At 37.0% G+C, this 13,806-nt stretch carries 13 protein-coding genes; 9 read left to right on the forward strand and 4 right to left on the reverse strand.

Features of this window, described 5'->3' with window-relative positions; translation table 11 throughout:
• Positions 1 to 111 precede the first annotated feature (111 nt).
• Entirely contained in the window at positions 112 to 1,491 is a 1,380-nt protein-coding gene (locus QUF93_RS07010; RefSeq protein ID WP_289358276.1) for a sigma-54 interaction domain-containing protein, read from the reverse strand.
• Between the two features lie 161 nt (positions 1,492 to 1,652).
• Here QUF93_RS07010 and QUF93_RS07015 point away from each other — a divergent pair, with 161 nt between their 5' ends.
• From QUF93_RS07015 to QUF93_RS07025, 3 genes are all read left to right on the forward strand, one after another.
• The gene (locus tag QUF93_RS07015; protein ID WP_289358277.1) at positions 1,653 to 2,657 is read left to right on the forward strand and encodes a proline racemase family protein; all 1,005 of its coding nucleotides are present in this window, start codon (positions 1,653 to 1,655) and stop codon (positions 2,655 to 2,657) included.
• 19 nt (positions 2,658 to 2,676) lie between these two features.
• A complete protein-coding gene (locus QUF93_RS07020; protein WP_289358278.1) occupies positions 2,677 to 3,654 on the forward strand; it encodes an ornithine cyclodeaminase family protein in 978 nt (325 codons plus the stop codon).
• A gap of 367 nt (positions 3,655 to 4,021) precedes the next feature.
• Entirely contained in the window at positions 4,022 to 4,360 is a 339-nt protein-coding gene (locus QUF93_RS07025) for a hypothetical protein (RefSeq protein ID WP_289358279.1), read from the forward strand.
• Positions 4,361 to 4,679: 319 nt separating this feature from the next.
• Here the strand turns inward: QUF93_RS07025 and QUF93_RS07030 are convergent, their stop codons facing one another.
• From QUF93_RS07030 to QUF93_RS07040, 3 genes are all read right to left on the reverse strand, one after another.
• Positions 4,680 to 5,174: a hypothetical protein gene (locus QUF93_RS07030; RefSeq protein WP_289358280.1), complete on the reverse strand. Its 495-nt coding sequence runs from the start codon at positions 5,172 to 5,174 to the stop codon at positions 4,680 to 4,682.
• 330 nt (positions 5,175 to 5,504) lie between these two features.
• The gene (locus QUF93_RS07035) at positions 5,505 to 5,708 is read right to left on the reverse strand and encodes a hypothetical protein (RefSeq protein WP_289358281.1); all 204 of its coding nucleotides are present in this window, start codon (positions 5,706 to 5,708) and stop codon (positions 5,505 to 5,507) included.
• Positions 5,709 to 6,038: 330 nt separating this feature from the next.
• The gene (locus QUF93_RS07040; protein WP_289358282.1) at positions 6,039 to 6,377 is read right to left on the reverse strand and encodes a hypothetical protein; all 339 of its coding nucleotides are present in this window, start codon (positions 6,375 to 6,377) and stop codon (positions 6,039 to 6,041) included.
• Positions 6,378 to 6,663: 286 nt separating this feature from the next.
• On the opposite strand from QUF93_RS07040, the gene QUF93_RS07045 reads away from it, so the two are divergent.
• The 6 genes from QUF93_RS07045 (at position 6,664) to QUF93_RS07070 (ending at position 13,683) form a co-directional block, all read left to right on the forward strand.
• The gene (locus QUF93_RS07045) at positions 6,664 to 8,253 is read left to right on the forward strand and encodes an ABC transporter substrate-binding protein (RefSeq protein ID WP_289358283.1); all 1,590 of its coding nucleotides are present in this window, start codon (positions 6,664 to 6,666) and stop codon (positions 8,251 to 8,253) included.
• A gap of 301 nt (positions 8,254 to 8,554) precedes the next feature.
• On the forward strand, positions 8,555 to 9,505 hold the full coding sequence (locus tag QUF93_RS07050; RefSeq protein WP_289358284.1) for an ABC transporter permease: 951 nt from the start codon (positions 8,555 to 8,557) through the stop codon (positions 9,503 to 9,505).
• Positions 9,506 to 9,511: 6 nt separating this feature from the next.
• Positions 9,512 to 10,363, forward strand: a complete 852-nt coding sequence (locus QUF93_RS07055; RefSeq protein WP_088057728.1) for an ABC transporter permease — start codon at positions 9,512 to 9,514, stop codon at positions 10,361 to 10,363.
• A gap of 26 nt (positions 10,364 to 10,389) precedes the next feature.
• The gene (locus tag QUF93_RS07060; protein WP_289358285.1) at positions 10,390 to 11,382 is read left to right on the forward strand and encodes an ABC transporter ATP-binding protein; all 993 of its coding nucleotides are present in this window, start codon (positions 10,390 to 10,392) and stop codon (positions 11,380 to 11,382) included.
• Positions 11,375 to 12,346 (forward strand): ABC transporter ATP-binding protein, encoded by a 972-nt coding sequence (locus QUF93_RS07065; RefSeq protein WP_289358286.1) that lies wholly within the window; start codon positions 11,375 to 11,377, stop codon positions 12,344 to 12,346. The genes QUF93_RS07060 and QUF93_RS07065 overlap by 8 nt, the downstream gene beginning before the upstream one ends.
• An 812-nt stretch (positions 12,347 to 13,158) precedes the next feature.
• Entirely contained in the window at positions 13,159 to 13,683 is a 525-nt protein-coding gene (locus QUF93_RS07070; protein ID WP_289358287.1) for a hypothetical protein, read from the forward strand.
• The last annotated feature ends 123 nt before the right edge of the window (positions 13,684 to 13,806 follow it).

Below are 13,806 nucleotides of genomic sequence, written 5' to 3' on the forward strand. Positions count from 1 at the left end.
GTTGCAAAAGAAAAGGAGGTGCCACAGCACCTCCCAAGAACGAATATGTGGCTTGAATTCCACAATGAATAAATGACTTTTTTATTGGCTTATGAAGATACACCCCGCTGATTATCGCTCTACTTCATAAGTAATTCCGTACTTCTTTAATTTCTTATATAAGTTAGCCCGGGACATGCCTAACTTTTTCGCAGCGATGCTTTTATTTCCGTACGTGTCTTCGAGAGCTTGTATAATTCTAGTTTTCTCTAAGTTCTTTTTCTCATCAGTGAGTGAACGCTCTGTATGATGGAAGGATTTTTGCGAAGGCAATAGTTGCAAAATATTCGCTTCACGTATTTCTTTCCCGTCATGAAGGACAATTAATCTTTCTATTATATTGCGCAGTTCGCGAATATTACCTGGCCAAAAATATGTGTGTAGTCGATTCATTGCTTCTTGATGAACGAATGGGGCGAGCTTGTTATATTTAAAAGAAAATTCCTTTAAGAAATGATGAGTTAAAAAGGAAATATCGTCTGTTCGCTCTCGCAGCGGCGGGATGTGCGCTGTGAAAACATTTAATCTATAAAATAAATCAGATCGAAATGTCCCGCTGAGCACCATATCTTCTAACATACGATTCGTTGCGGCAATAATTCTTACGTTTATCTTTTTCGGCGTTTGCCCACCAATTCGGTAAATCTCCTTTTCTTGTAAAGCGCGAAGTAGTTTCACTTGCATATCAAGCGGGAGTTCTCCCACTTCGTCCAAAAATAAAGTGCCGCCATTTGCTAGTTCTAACTTTCCTGCCTTTCCGCCTTTAGCGGCTCCCGTATAAGCTCCAGATTCATAACCAAATAACTCACTTTCAAATAAAGCGGCAGGAATAGCGCCGCAATTAATTGGGATAAAAGGTTGCTTATTTCTAAGGCTCGCTTCATGAATGGCCTGAGCGAAGAGTTCTTTCCCAACACCACTTTCGCCTGTAATTAAAATCGTCGCATCAGTTTTTGCTACCTTTTTCATGTTGTGGATAATGTGCTGAAGTGTTGCGTTATTGCCTTTAATCGTGCTGAAGGGGTCATCTTGCTGATGTTGAATCATTTGCTTTAATTGCTGTAATTCTTCAGAAGTAGAGGATAATTTTTCATTTAACTTAATCGTCGCAGTAATATCTCTTTCTACAGACATAGAACCAACTAATTCGTTGTCGTCGTTATAAATAGGAGTCGTACTAATTAATACGTGCTTATCTGGACGCGGAAGATGATAAATATCACGGACCGGTTGCCCGCTCTCAAGAACTTTTAAATTTATAATATCTTCTTTTGAAAAGAACTGTTGTACATTTCTACCGATAATATCTTCCTTCTTAATGTCATACATTTTTTCTGCTGCCTCATTCCAGTACAACATAACTCCTTCCGTATTTACGATAGAAATCGCTTCTTCGACGTAAGAGAGGAGCGTGTGCAATGTTGGAACTGCAAAGGTATCGAATTGTTTCATAACATAGCCTCCAGAGATTTTATAAAAAAGTAGACAGTAGTATACAGATTTGTTGCCAAAAGGATACATCTTTTTCAGAAAAATGTAAACAAATTAACACTTTGTACATTGGCATGGTATTTGCAATGAAAAGAGTATAAAAGTATGAAGGAGAGATAGAAATGAAGGTTAGTAAAATATACACAACAATTGATGCGCACGTAGCTGGGGAACCACTTCGAATTATTACGGGCGGAGTGCCAGAGATAAAGGGAGCAACGCAGCTTGAAAGACGTGCATACTGCATGGAACATTTGGATCATCTTCGCGAGGTTCTTATGTATGAACCGAGAGGACATCACGGAATGTACGGGTGTATCATTACACCACCTGCAAGTGCTCACGCTGATTTTGGCGTATTATTTATGCACAATGAAGGCTGGAGTACGATGTGTGGTCACGGCATTATCGCTGTTATTACAGTGGGAATTGAAACGGGTATGTTTGAAGTGACAGGTGAAAAACAAAAATTCATTATTGATAGCCCTGCTGGGGAAGTTATTGCGTACGCAAAATTTAACGGGAGCGAAGTTGAATCCGTATCATTTGAAAACGTTCCTTCATTTGTATACAAAAAAGACGTTCCTATTAAAATAGATGACTATGAATTTCAAGTAGATATCGCGTTTGGCGGAGCATTCTACGCTGTTGTAGATAGTAAAGAATTTGGTTTGAAGGTCGATTTTAAAGACTTACCTGCAATTCAAACGTGGGGCGGTAAAATTAAGCATTATATTGAAAATCAGATGGAAGTAAAACATCCACTTGAAGAAGATTTAAAAGGAATATACGGCGTTATTTTTTCAGATGAACCGAAAGAAAAAGACGCTACGTTACGAAATGTAACGATCTTTGCTGACGGGCAAGTAGATCGTTCCCCTTGCGGCACAGGAACTTCCGCAAGAATCGCAACCCTTTTTGAAAAAGACGCCCTGCAAAAGGGAGAAATTTTCATCCACGAATGCATCACTGACGGCCAATTTGAGGGAGAAGTATTATCCATAACAGAGGTAGATAAATATGAAGCAGTCATTCCGAAAGTAACAGGGCAGGCATTTATTACAGGATTTCATCAGTTTGTTGTAGATCCGAGAGATGTTTTGAATCGAGGATTTTTGTTAGGATAGAAGGAGGAGGTGGAAATAAATGCTAGTCATAAGCGCGAACGAACAAAGAAATTTAGTAAATATGAACGAAGTTATTGAATACGCGGCGCTTGCTTTACAAGAATTTTCCGCAGAAAGAACGATTACACCAATACGTGGCTCATTACCATTTGCGAACGAGCAAAATACCGCATTAATTATGCCTTCAGTAGCGGAAGGACTTGAAGCACTCGGTTTAAAAGTAGTAACAGTAGTCCCGCACAACAAAAAGATAGGAAAGAAAACGATAAACGGGATTGTGATGCTATCAGACTTCCAAACGGGAGAACCACTCGCACTTTTAGAAGGTTCTTATTTAACAATGATCCGAACAGGTGCCTTATCAGGAGTAGCGACAAAACACCTAGCTCGTCAAAACGCCAAAACTTTATGCATCATCGGTACCGGTGAACAGGCGAAAGGAATCGCTGAAGCTGTACTCGCCGTTAGGGACATTGAAAAAATCATTTTATACAACCGAACAGAAGAAAAAGCGTATGCATTTGCGCAATATATACAAGAGACATTTAACAAACCTGCTTACGTTTACAGAGATCCAAATGAAGCAATAAGTGAAGCAGATATCATCGTTACAACTACGAACGCATCCACACCAGTCTTCTCAGAAACATTGCAAAAAGGCGTCCACGTAAACGCCGTCGGCTCATTCAGACCGAGCATGCAAGAACTACCATCTCATGCCATCGCTAACGCAAATAAAGTAGTAGTTGAATCAAAAGAAGCAGCACTAGAAGAAACAGGTGACCTTCAAGTTCCAATAAAAGAAGGTTTATTCGAAGCTAGCAATCTTCACGCCGAACTTGGTCAAATTATAAGCGGGGAAAAAGCTGGTAGGGAGAACGATGAAGAGATTACTATCTTCAAATCAGTTGGTTTGGCGGTAGTGGATATTATTGTTGCGAAGTATTTGTATGAGAAAGCGATAGAGCACGGGATGGGGACTGTGATTGAGTTTTGAGGCTGCCTTTTGGTGGTCTTTTTTGCTTGGATTGGTGCTCCATATATTTTTGTACATGAAAGTATATTGAGATTGTGGTGTTCTTTTTGTTTATAATGCGCGTATGTATTTCAAATGTGATGTGTAGTGTTTGCAAGTGGTATATGATACGTACGATTAAGGGGTGAATAGCAATGTGTACGAGTATATTTCAATGATTAGGTCTATTAAATGGTAATGATTAGCTTCTAACCGTTTTAATTTGATGAGTTACTTATATAAGAAAATAATTATTTTTTGATGTGGATTTTCTAATATTTATGTAAAATTGCGAGTGATATGAAGGTTTTATAGATGAATATTGAAGAGGAAAATAGGGGGGAGTTATTTGAAAACACGTGATATAAAAAAAGACTTAAAAACATTTTGTGAAATACTATGCTTGTTATTTAAAGAGAGTGATTTTCAGATCGTTAGCACAATTCATAAACATCGCCTGCGTTTGCTCGTGGAGGGGGAGTGTAGACAGTTAAATGCAGAAGAAGTAGCAGAAGTATTGCGTAATCCTGATACATTGGATGAAACTCAATTATGTGTTGCTATTACATGGGTTATTTTGTTAGCTAATGATTTACTTGAAAGTATGGATAATGAACATGTCCATTTTAGTAAGTTGACCAGTATTTATTCTGTACTCAAAGACCAAAAACACATGGTTTGTATGTGATTAATAAGAAGATACATTGTAATGGATTAAATAATAGTAAAATAAGGTGAATTTGAGTTTGTTTTTAACTTACCGTTTAATAATTAGCTACAAATGTAACACACTACGTAAATGAAAAAAATGAAATGTTGAAATTAATATTGTTAAAATGATAATGTGAAATTAAAAAAGCACACATTCTTTATGGAGTAGGCAGAAAAAGTGTCTGCTTTGAGGAAGTAATGTAGAATTTTATCGGCATACGGAAGGGAAAGGAAGTCAACCATCTATATATAGTAGGTGATTGGCTTCTTTTTCTCTTTTAAATATTTACTTACAACTACCATCCACGACTTATATCGTGATGACCAATGTCGACTCTTATAGCTTCACTGCGGCTTCCTTTTTTCCATACCACACAATAAATATCGAATTTGCTGCTTGGAGGAAAGCCTTGGAAGAAGCTACTTTCAACCACTAAAAATTTACTATCCAGTTCTTTGTTAAAACCTCTGTTTTCTAAATCATGCATTTTTAATTTGCTACCTGATTCAGGAGATAGGGTATACATACCTGAATCCACAGTTTTACCATTTTTTGAATAGCGACCAACACGGTAACAGATTTCATCCGTATTCTCTTTTTCCCATTCTTTTTGTTTCTCCATTTGTTCCCATTCTGCTTTGCGTTTTTGTGCTTCCTCTTCTTCTTTCTTTTTTTCTAATTCTTCTGCTTCTCTTTCTTCTTGTGATAGTCTGTAAGAACTATCATCGCTGCAACCAGTTAGAACAGTAAATAGACTCATAAAACCAATCAAAAGTAGTAACTTTTTCAATAGAATCGCCCCTTTTGTTTATCATTTGGAATGTGTTTATTGAAAAGCTTGAAACTGTTATGAATGAAAAAATGGGAAAACATTTGCTTCCAAATAAGTTTGTTTTTAACTTATCATTTAATAATTATCTACGAATGTAACAAACTATGTAAATGAAAAAAGTAAAATGTTGAAATTAATATTGTTAAAATGATAATGTGAACTTTAAAGAAGAAAGATTCTGAAGGGGGGAGAATCTTTCTTCTTTTTTTACTGGATTTGCATAACATAAATAATGATTTTTCCTTTTTAATCAAAAATTTAAAGGGGGAAAAAAGAAATAAAGTTAAATTAAAATTGGAAATGGTTTGTACATATAGAAAACCCACTACTTTGTAAAATCCTAGCTGAACCTGTCCCATTATTTGCGATAAAGATTGCTGGTTTTTTGTAATGGCTTACGATACGTGAAGCGAGAATGCCAATAATACCTTTATGAAAATCACCTTTTACAACAATAACAGGAGATAAATAAAGGCGTTCATTTTGAATCATTTCTATTGTGGACTTAAAGTGTTCGATTGTAGTTGTTTTTCTGTTTATTTCATACTCTAAAGATACACATCTTAAAGAATATAAGATATTTATGTTCAGAACGCCTTGGTAATTGGTTAGAGAAATGAGTTTGGAAAATAGAATAATTTTATTTAGAGAAGAAGAACTTAGAAAAACATCTAATCATATTATTAATTTGAATGAAAATTTTAATATATATTAGCATTGGATTCTATTGGAGTTGTTTTTGTTTGTTCCTTAGTTCCCAATTGGAGAAGAAGGGACAAAGTTTTATGAAGGAGTAAATTTAGACATCAAGTATGCAGCTTTTTACCATTCTCGCCATTCTTCTGTTATGTCTTCTTCGGATTCTAAGCCAGCTATTTGTGCTGCTGTATCGATAAATTCATAGAGATCTTCTCTTTCCATAGTTTCGATAAATTGGTCATGTTCGATATTTAATTCATTTATTTTAATAACTACTTCTTTAACGATTTGCATGATTTTGGCTTCGGTTGGATTCTCTCCCAATCGCTCTAAATTGTTAATGTAAGAGTCGAGAACTTTATTTGTTGCACTTATCTTTTCTTCAGTGAAAAACTCCCCGTCTTCATCATTCTCGATCCATAGGGTTGTTGGTTTGTTTTTTTTCAATTCATCAAATGTCATGATAACCTCCTAAATATTTCTTGTATTTAATCCCATTCTAGAGAAATTTTCTATAGACTGCTAGTTTTTTAGCTCGTTTTGCGAGGCCATCTTTTCGTGGTCTTTTTATTTTACGTCCCGCATAAATATAGTTTATCGCAAGAATTCATTGGTAGATTTCAAACTTTCTACCTTTGCGAAAAAGTTTGACAATACATACGGGTAGTGGTAATTTAAAACCTATAAGAAAACTCGGTATTAATTCCGAGTTTTCTTATAGGTGTAAATAGTCGAGAGGGGTCGAAATATGAAGAAGAAGTTGTTTGCATTACCATTTGTCCTACTATTACTTATTGCATTAGCGGCTTGCTCAGGGGAGAAAGATTCTTCGAAGCAAGCAGGAACTAGTACGTCAGGGACTCCGAAAGATGGAGGAACGTTAACAGTTGGTGTTAGCGACAATCCCGATACGATGAATCCGCTTTATGCGAATGATCGTGTGTCGTTAACGATACAGCAAGCTTTATATGCGCCGCTGTACCATATGGAAGACGGTAAGAAAAAATTTGTTCTTGCTGAGAGCTTTACGCCTTCAGAGGATCAATTAACATGGACTTTAAAATTAAAGGATAATTTGAAATGGCATGATGGTAAGAAAATTACATCAGATGATATTGCATTTACATTCCAATCAATTTTAGATGAGAAGCAAAATAGTTCAAGCCGTGAAAACTTTATCTTTAAAGGAAAGCCGCTTGAGGTGAAAAAAGTGGATGAGCTAACGACTCAATTCGTATTACCACAAGTAAGTGCATCTTTCGAAGGGGTTATGAATGATTTCTTCCCAATTCCGAAACATGTATTTGAAGGTGAAGGAGATTTAGTGAAGAGTAAGAAAAACCTACAGCCTGTAGGATCAGGTCCATTTAAATTCAAAGAGTTTAAATCGGATGAATATGTTGCGTTAGAGCGATTTGATGATTATTTTGCTGGTAAAGCGAAATTAGATTCTATCGTGTACCGCGTTGTAAAAGACCGTAATACGGCAAATGTTTCACTTCAAAATGGTCAAATCAATATGAAGATGATTGAGCCGCAAGACTTTAAGAAATTAGATAGCACAGGGAACTTCTCAATGGTGACATTCCCAGAAGGTAGATTATTCTACTTATCTTATAACAATAATACAGATCTTATGAGGAAGAAAGAAGTGCGCCAAGCAATTGCGCATGCATTAGATAAGAAAGAAATGATTAACTCAGCATTCGTTTCTAGTCAATTTGCAGAACCAGCAAATTCAATCTTAACGCCAGACGCTATGTATTATGCGAAAGATATTAAAGAGTATAAGTATGATCAAAAAGCAGCGAAAGATTTATTAGCAAAAGCTGGTGTGAAAGATAAAGAAAAAGTACGAGTTATGTATGTAACGAATAATAAAATTATGGAAAGTTTAGCGCTATATACACAACAAAAGTTACAAGAAGTTGGCTTACAAGTTGAACTGAATGCGTTAGATGCTAGTGCGGCAAGTGAAAAAGGCTTAGATAAAGAAAATAAAGAATATGACATTACATTTGGTGGTTACATAATGGGACCAGAGCCAGATTCATATAAGAGTCTGTACTTAAGTAATGCGGAATACAATTATGCACGTTATAAAAATGCCGACTTCGATAAGTTATGGGAAGAAGCTGCGGTTGAAACAGATAAAACGAAACGCGCAGAGCTATACCATAAAATCCAAGATACAGCGAGAGAAGACTTACCGTATCTTCCAATCGCATATCCGAAAGCAGTTATTGCAGTAGATAAAAAGTTTGATGGATTAAAAGAAGCAAAAGCAATTCCAGTTACAATGTTTGAAGATCTATCGAAGATTTATGAAGTGAAATAAGAAACTATGAAGAAGCTGGTGGAAATCAGCTTCTTTATCCCGCTTTAATGGGCAGTAAGACTCCCACCTCAAAATTCGGCAAATGCGAGGAAGTTAGGTGGAAGCTCTGCTGATTAAAGTTTCACTTTATCCCGCATTAACGGGCAGTAAGACTCCCACCTCAAAACTCGGCTAAAACAAAGAAGTTAGGTGGGAGATCAACTGCCCGTAAATGCCCGATTGGTGCGGGCTAATAATCAGTGGGGGATGAACAAAACCCCCCACTGATTAAAGTTTCACTTTATCTTGAGGGGGGAAGTTTGTGTATAAAGTAATTGCAAAGAGGCTTTTAAATGCAATTCCGCTTTTATTTGTTATTTCTATTATTTCTTTTCTATTAATAAAACTAGCGCCGGGCGATCCAGTTCGAAACTTTGTAACGCCGAATATGAGTCCGATTGACGTCGAGCGTATTCGTAAAAGTTTAGGACTAGATCAACCGATTTACGTGCAATATTTTTTATGGTTAAAAAATATATTAACAGGGAATTTTGGATACTCACTTCAAAATCACCGTCCTGTTTTAGAACTTATTACAGAAAGATTACCCGCAACAATTGGATTAATGGGATCATCTTTACTCGTCTCATTTGTAATCGCAATACCGCTTGGACTATTTACAGGGGTGAAAAAGAATTCGTTCTTTGATCGCATTGTGAATTTCATTTCCTATGTGGGAATCTCAATGCCAGTCTTTTGGTTCGCGCTATTATTAATCTACTTATTCTCTTTAAAGTTGAACATGCTTCCGAGTATGGGTATGCGTACAGTCGGTCAAGATTCCTTCTGGGATATTGTCCAGCACGGAATTTTACCTTGTACTGTACTAGCGTTCCAAAACATCTCTGTCTATATGAGATATATTCGTTCAAGCACAATCCAGCAATTAGAAGAAGATTATGTACAAATTCAATATGCATACGGTGCTTCAAAGAAAACAGTTTTATTTAATCACGTACTTCGAAACGTATTAATACCGATCATTACTATTTTCGGATTATCTATTCCGAGTTTAGTAGGCGGGGCTTTCATTACGGAAACAGTATTCTCATGGCCGGGACTTGGTTCGCTCGGGGTGAATGCTATTTTTAGATTTGATTATCCAATTATTATGGCAATTACATTACTATCATCATTCATGTTAATTCTCGGTAACTTAATTGCTGATATTTTATATGGCGTAGTAGATCCGCGCATTCGAATGAGGGGGTGATTTGGAATGAACAATAGGAGATTTCAAACGATAAAAAATAGTTTTACAAAAAATAAATTTGTAGTAATGGGAGTTATTATACTTGGTGTTTTAACAATCGCGTCTCTTTTCGCATTCATATCACCGTACGATCCTAGCAAAATGTCAATTCCAGATCGTTTACAAGAACCGAGTTTAAGTCATCCTTTCGGAACGGATGATTACGGAAGGGATTACTTAACGAGAGCGTTATATGGCGGAAGAGTTTCCCTTGCTGTTGGTTTTCTAGCGATGGTGGTTTCTATTACAATTGGTACCGCAGTAGGAACAATTAGCGGATATTTTGGCGGAAAGTTAGACAACTTTTTAATGCGAGTTGTTGAAGTTCTTATGTCAATTCCATCATTCTTTTTAATGTTACTATTAAATGCTTACTTAAAACCAGGAATTACAACGCTTGTTCTTATTATCGGATTACTAACATGGATGGATACCGCGCGTATCGTAAGGGCAGAAACATTATCAGTAAAAGAGCGCGAGTACGTTTTATATGCAAAAGTATCCGGACAAAAATCACTCATGATTATTGTAAGACACATCATTCCTAACATTTTATCAACCATTATTATCGCAGCGACATTAACAATTGCGACATCGATCTTAATGGAATCATCACTTAGCTTCTTAGGTTTAGGTATTAGAGAACCAGATTCTTCTTGGGGCAGCATGCTAAATAATGCGCAAGGATACATAGGTGAAGCTTGGTATTTAACACTCTTCCCAGGATTCCTTATTCTATTAACTGTATTAAGTTTTAACGTAATCGGTGAAGCGTTGAAGAAAGCTTTCGCACCAAAAGGGGCTGGACATGAGAACTAAAGTGTTAAGTGAAAGGAGTGAGAAGCGTGTCTGAAAAACTATTAGAAGTGAAAAATTTAAAGACTTCTTTTTTTATAGAAGGCGGCGAAGTTGAAGCGGTTCGCGGTGTTTCATTTCGTTTAAATAAAGGAGAAGTGGTAGGTATCGTTGGGGAGTCTGGAAGCGGAAAAAGTGTTATGGCAAAGTCCGTTATGTCTCTCGTTACGTCACCAGGGAAAGTGAAAGAAGGAGAAATTCTTTTTCACAATGAAAACATACTTTCTAAATCTGAAAAAGAATTACGCTCTATTAGAGGAAATCAAATTTCACTCATATCCCAAGATCCAATGTCTGCGCTAAATCCAGTCGTGAAAATTGGGAAGCAAATGACAGAAGTAATCATAAGGCATCAAAAAGTGAAAAAGAAAGAAGCAGAGCACATCGCGGTCAACTTGCTAAAACAAGTCGGTCTTTCTTCACCGGAAGAAAGGGTAAAACAATACCCGCATGAACTAAGCGGCGGTATGAAGCAGCGGGTTATGATCGCAATGGCAATGTCTTGTAACCCAGACCTTCTCATTGCGGACGAACCGACGACAGCACTTGATGTAACGATACAAGCACAAATACTAGATTTAATGAAAAACTTAAAAAACGAAACGAATATGTCGTTACTTCTTATTACACATGACTTAGGAATCGTCGCGCAAAACTGTACACGCGTTATCGTTATGTACGGCGGGCTTATTATGGAAGAGGGGCCTGTACTTGATATTTTCCAATCGCCGAACCATCCATATACGAAAGGGCTATTAAACTCTCTGCCGAAAATATCGAACGGCGTAAAAGAAAGACTCGCTCCAATTCAAGGTGTAACACCAAACTTACTACACCCGCCGAAAGGTTGCCCATTCGCAGAGCGTTGCCCACATAAAATGGACATTTGTGAAAAAGAACGTCCGCCATATTTTGAAATCGGAAACGGAAGACGCTCTATGTGCTGGCTAAACGATAGGGCGGTAGGTGATTCCCATGAATGAAGAAAATTTAATTGAAGTTCGGAACTTAAAAAAGTATTTTCCTATTAAAAAAGGACTATTCGGCAGAAAAACAGAGCAATTAAAAGCAGTCGATGACCTTAGCTTCACAATTAAAAAGGGTGAAACATTCGGACTAGTAGGGGAATCTGGCTGCGGAAAATCAACGACAGGAAGAAGCATCATTCGTTTACACGACGTAACTTCAGGTAATATCTTATTCGACGGAAAAGATATCGCGGATTTAAAGGAAAGTGAACTAAAGGAATATCGAAAACGAATGCAAATCATTTTCCAAGATCCATACGCATCATTAAATCCGACAATGAACGTATTCCAAATTATTAGCGAACCGATGAACATTCACGGATCTTATTCAGCGGAAGAAAGAAAAGAAATTATTCTAGACCTTCTCAAAAAAGTAGGCCTAAAAGAAGAACACTTATATCGCTACCCGCACGAATTTAGCGGTGGGCAAAGACAGCGCATCAGCATCGCGCGCGCACTATCTGTAAAACCTGATTTCATCCTATGTGACGAACCAATTTCAGCACTAGACGTCTCAGTCCAAGCACAAGTTGTAAACATGCTGCAAGACATCCAAGAAGAAACCGGAGTCACATACTTATTCATCGCACATGACCTATCGATGGTAAGACACATATCAGACAGAATCGGAGTCATGTACTTAGGAAACATAGTAGAAATTGCCGACAGCGAAGACCTATACACAAAACCGGCACATCCATACACACAAGCACTACTCTCCTCCATGCCAGAACCAGATCCAACAAACACAGGCAAAGAACGGATCATTCTAGAGGGTGAAGTTCCAAGCCCGCTCAACTCACCATCCGGCTGCAAATTCAGAACGAGATGCAAATTCGCCACTGAAAAATGCGCGCAGGAAGTACCGAAGATGGTGGAGATTGCGAAGGGGCATGAGGTGGCTTGTCATTTGTTTTAGAGGGAGAGCATCGGGGGAACCTGGTGGTATTTCAGTTGGTAATATGATAGCTGGTATGGCTTGTAGCGTTAAATAATTTATATAATAAACAATAAACATAAAAAAGAGCTAAGGTTCTCATACAGCCTTAGCTCTTTTTTTATGTTTGTTAAACAATATCCTTTCAAAAAAATATTTAAGTCTATATTTATCCCGCATTAACGGGCAGTAAAACTCCCACCTCAAAATTCAGGTGGAGCAAAGAAGTTAGGTGGGAGATCGACTGCCCGTAAACGCCCGATTGGTTCAACTAATAATCAGTGGGGGATGAACAAAACCCCCACTGATTAAAGTTTCACTTTATAATTTTTTCTATCTTAATGCATAAAGACAGGGAAGGATTATATTTAATTCCCTTCCATACTTCTGATGGGGTGGACATCAATGAGATGTGGTTTTTTGTTCACTGATTTTTAACATCTTTATTTACAGTGTTTTGAATGTAAACTAATAATAAAAAGTTTGCTTTCAAATTAGAAAAGGTTAGTCCCTCACTTCACTCCACTCCAGCTAAAAATCTCACACCCAAAAACAAAGGGGAGCTCAATTGTTCAAACTCATATAAAGTTTCAATCTTGTCTAAGCATCCATTAGGACATACAATTGATCGTCTATTTTTCTTTACATAATCTCCAGATACAGTCCATATCAACTATAGATTCTTGTCTTATGCTAAATGTAATCAAAAAGCAAGTAGATAAAGATAATGACTAAAACATTAACTCTAGATACTTTTTTGATGAATATTACAAATAAACAGGAGGTAATGAAAAATGATTAAAACATTATTAGCAGGAGCACTTTTAAGTACAGGATTGGTAGCGGGAGGTGCAGTAGGTGCAGATGATGCGAAAATGGACAATTTAAAGTCAAATGAAAATAGTTCAAATCAAGTAATTACACAGAGTGCAGATGGAACAACGTCTTTCTCACAAAACTTTGATTTACCTAAAGATGCAGTGCCAGCAACTCCTAAAGGAGATGTAAAAACTGTTGAAAGAACAGAAGGCACAGGTTCTCAAGAAGGAAAAATGGTACCAGTAAAAGAAGGTACAGATTCTCAACCTGGATTTGAAATGGGAGCCCCTGAAAAACCAGAACATGCAAAAACTGTTGAAAGAACAGAAGGTACAGATTCTCAAGAAGGAAAAATGGTACCAACAAAAGAAGGTACAGATTCTCAACCTGGATTTGAAATGGGAGCCCCTGAAAAACCAGAGCATGCAAAAACTGTTGAAAGAACAGAGGGCACAGACTCTCAAGAAGGAAAAATGGTACCAACAAAAGAAGGAAATTAAATAATATATAGTTATAACGAAGAGCATCCAAAAAGTGGTGCTCTTTTTATATTATAGGAATCAACCGGTTTTACTCAATATAGAACTGTAGCGGGAATTCAAGCTAGAATATGGGTTACTGTC

Origin of the sequence: Bacillus hominis (genome assembly GCF_030348325.1) — a bacterium.
Taxonomy (GTDB): Bacteria; Bacillota; Bacilli; order Bacillales; family Bacillaceae_G; genus Bacillus_A; species Bacillus_A hominis.

Excerpts from the sequence above, each read along its gene's own strand:
- QUF93_RS07020 (WP_289358278.1), top strand. The coding sequence starts at position 2,677 with ATGCTAGTCATAAGCGCGAACGAACAAAGAAATTTAGTAAATATGAAC.
- QUF93_RS07040 (WP_289358282.1), bottom strand. The coding sequence starts at position 6,377 with ATGACATTTGATGAATTGAAAAAAAACAAACCAACAACCCTATGGATC.
- QUF93_RS07045 (WP_289358283.1), top strand. The coding sequence starts at position 6,664 with ATGAAGAAGAAGTTGTTTGCATTACCATTTGTCCTACTATTACTTATT.
- QUF93_RS07065 (WP_289358286.1), top strand. The coding sequence starts at position 11,375 with ATGAATGAAGAAAATTTAATTGAAGTTCGGAACTTAAAAAAGTATTTT.
- QUF93_RS07055 (WP_088057728.1), top strand. The coding sequence starts at position 9,512 with ATGAACAATAGGAGATTTCAAACGATAAAAAATAGTTTTACAAAAAAT.
- QUF93_RS07035 (WP_289358281.1), bottom strand. The coding sequence starts at position 5,708 with ATGATTCAAAATGAACGCCTTTATTTATCTCCTGTTATTGTTGTAAAA.
- QUF93_RS07010 (WP_289358276.1), bottom strand. The coding sequence starts at position 1,491 with ATGAAACAATTCGATACCTTTGCAGTTCCAACATTGCACACGCTCCTC.
- QUF93_RS07015 (WP_289358277.1), top strand. The coding sequence starts at position 1,653 with ATGAAGGTTAGTAAAATATACACAACAATTGATGCGCACGTAGCTGGG.
- QUF93_RS07070 (WP_289358287.1), top strand. The coding sequence starts at position 13,159 with ATGATTAAAACATTATTAGCAGGAGCACTTTTAAGTACAGGATTGGTA.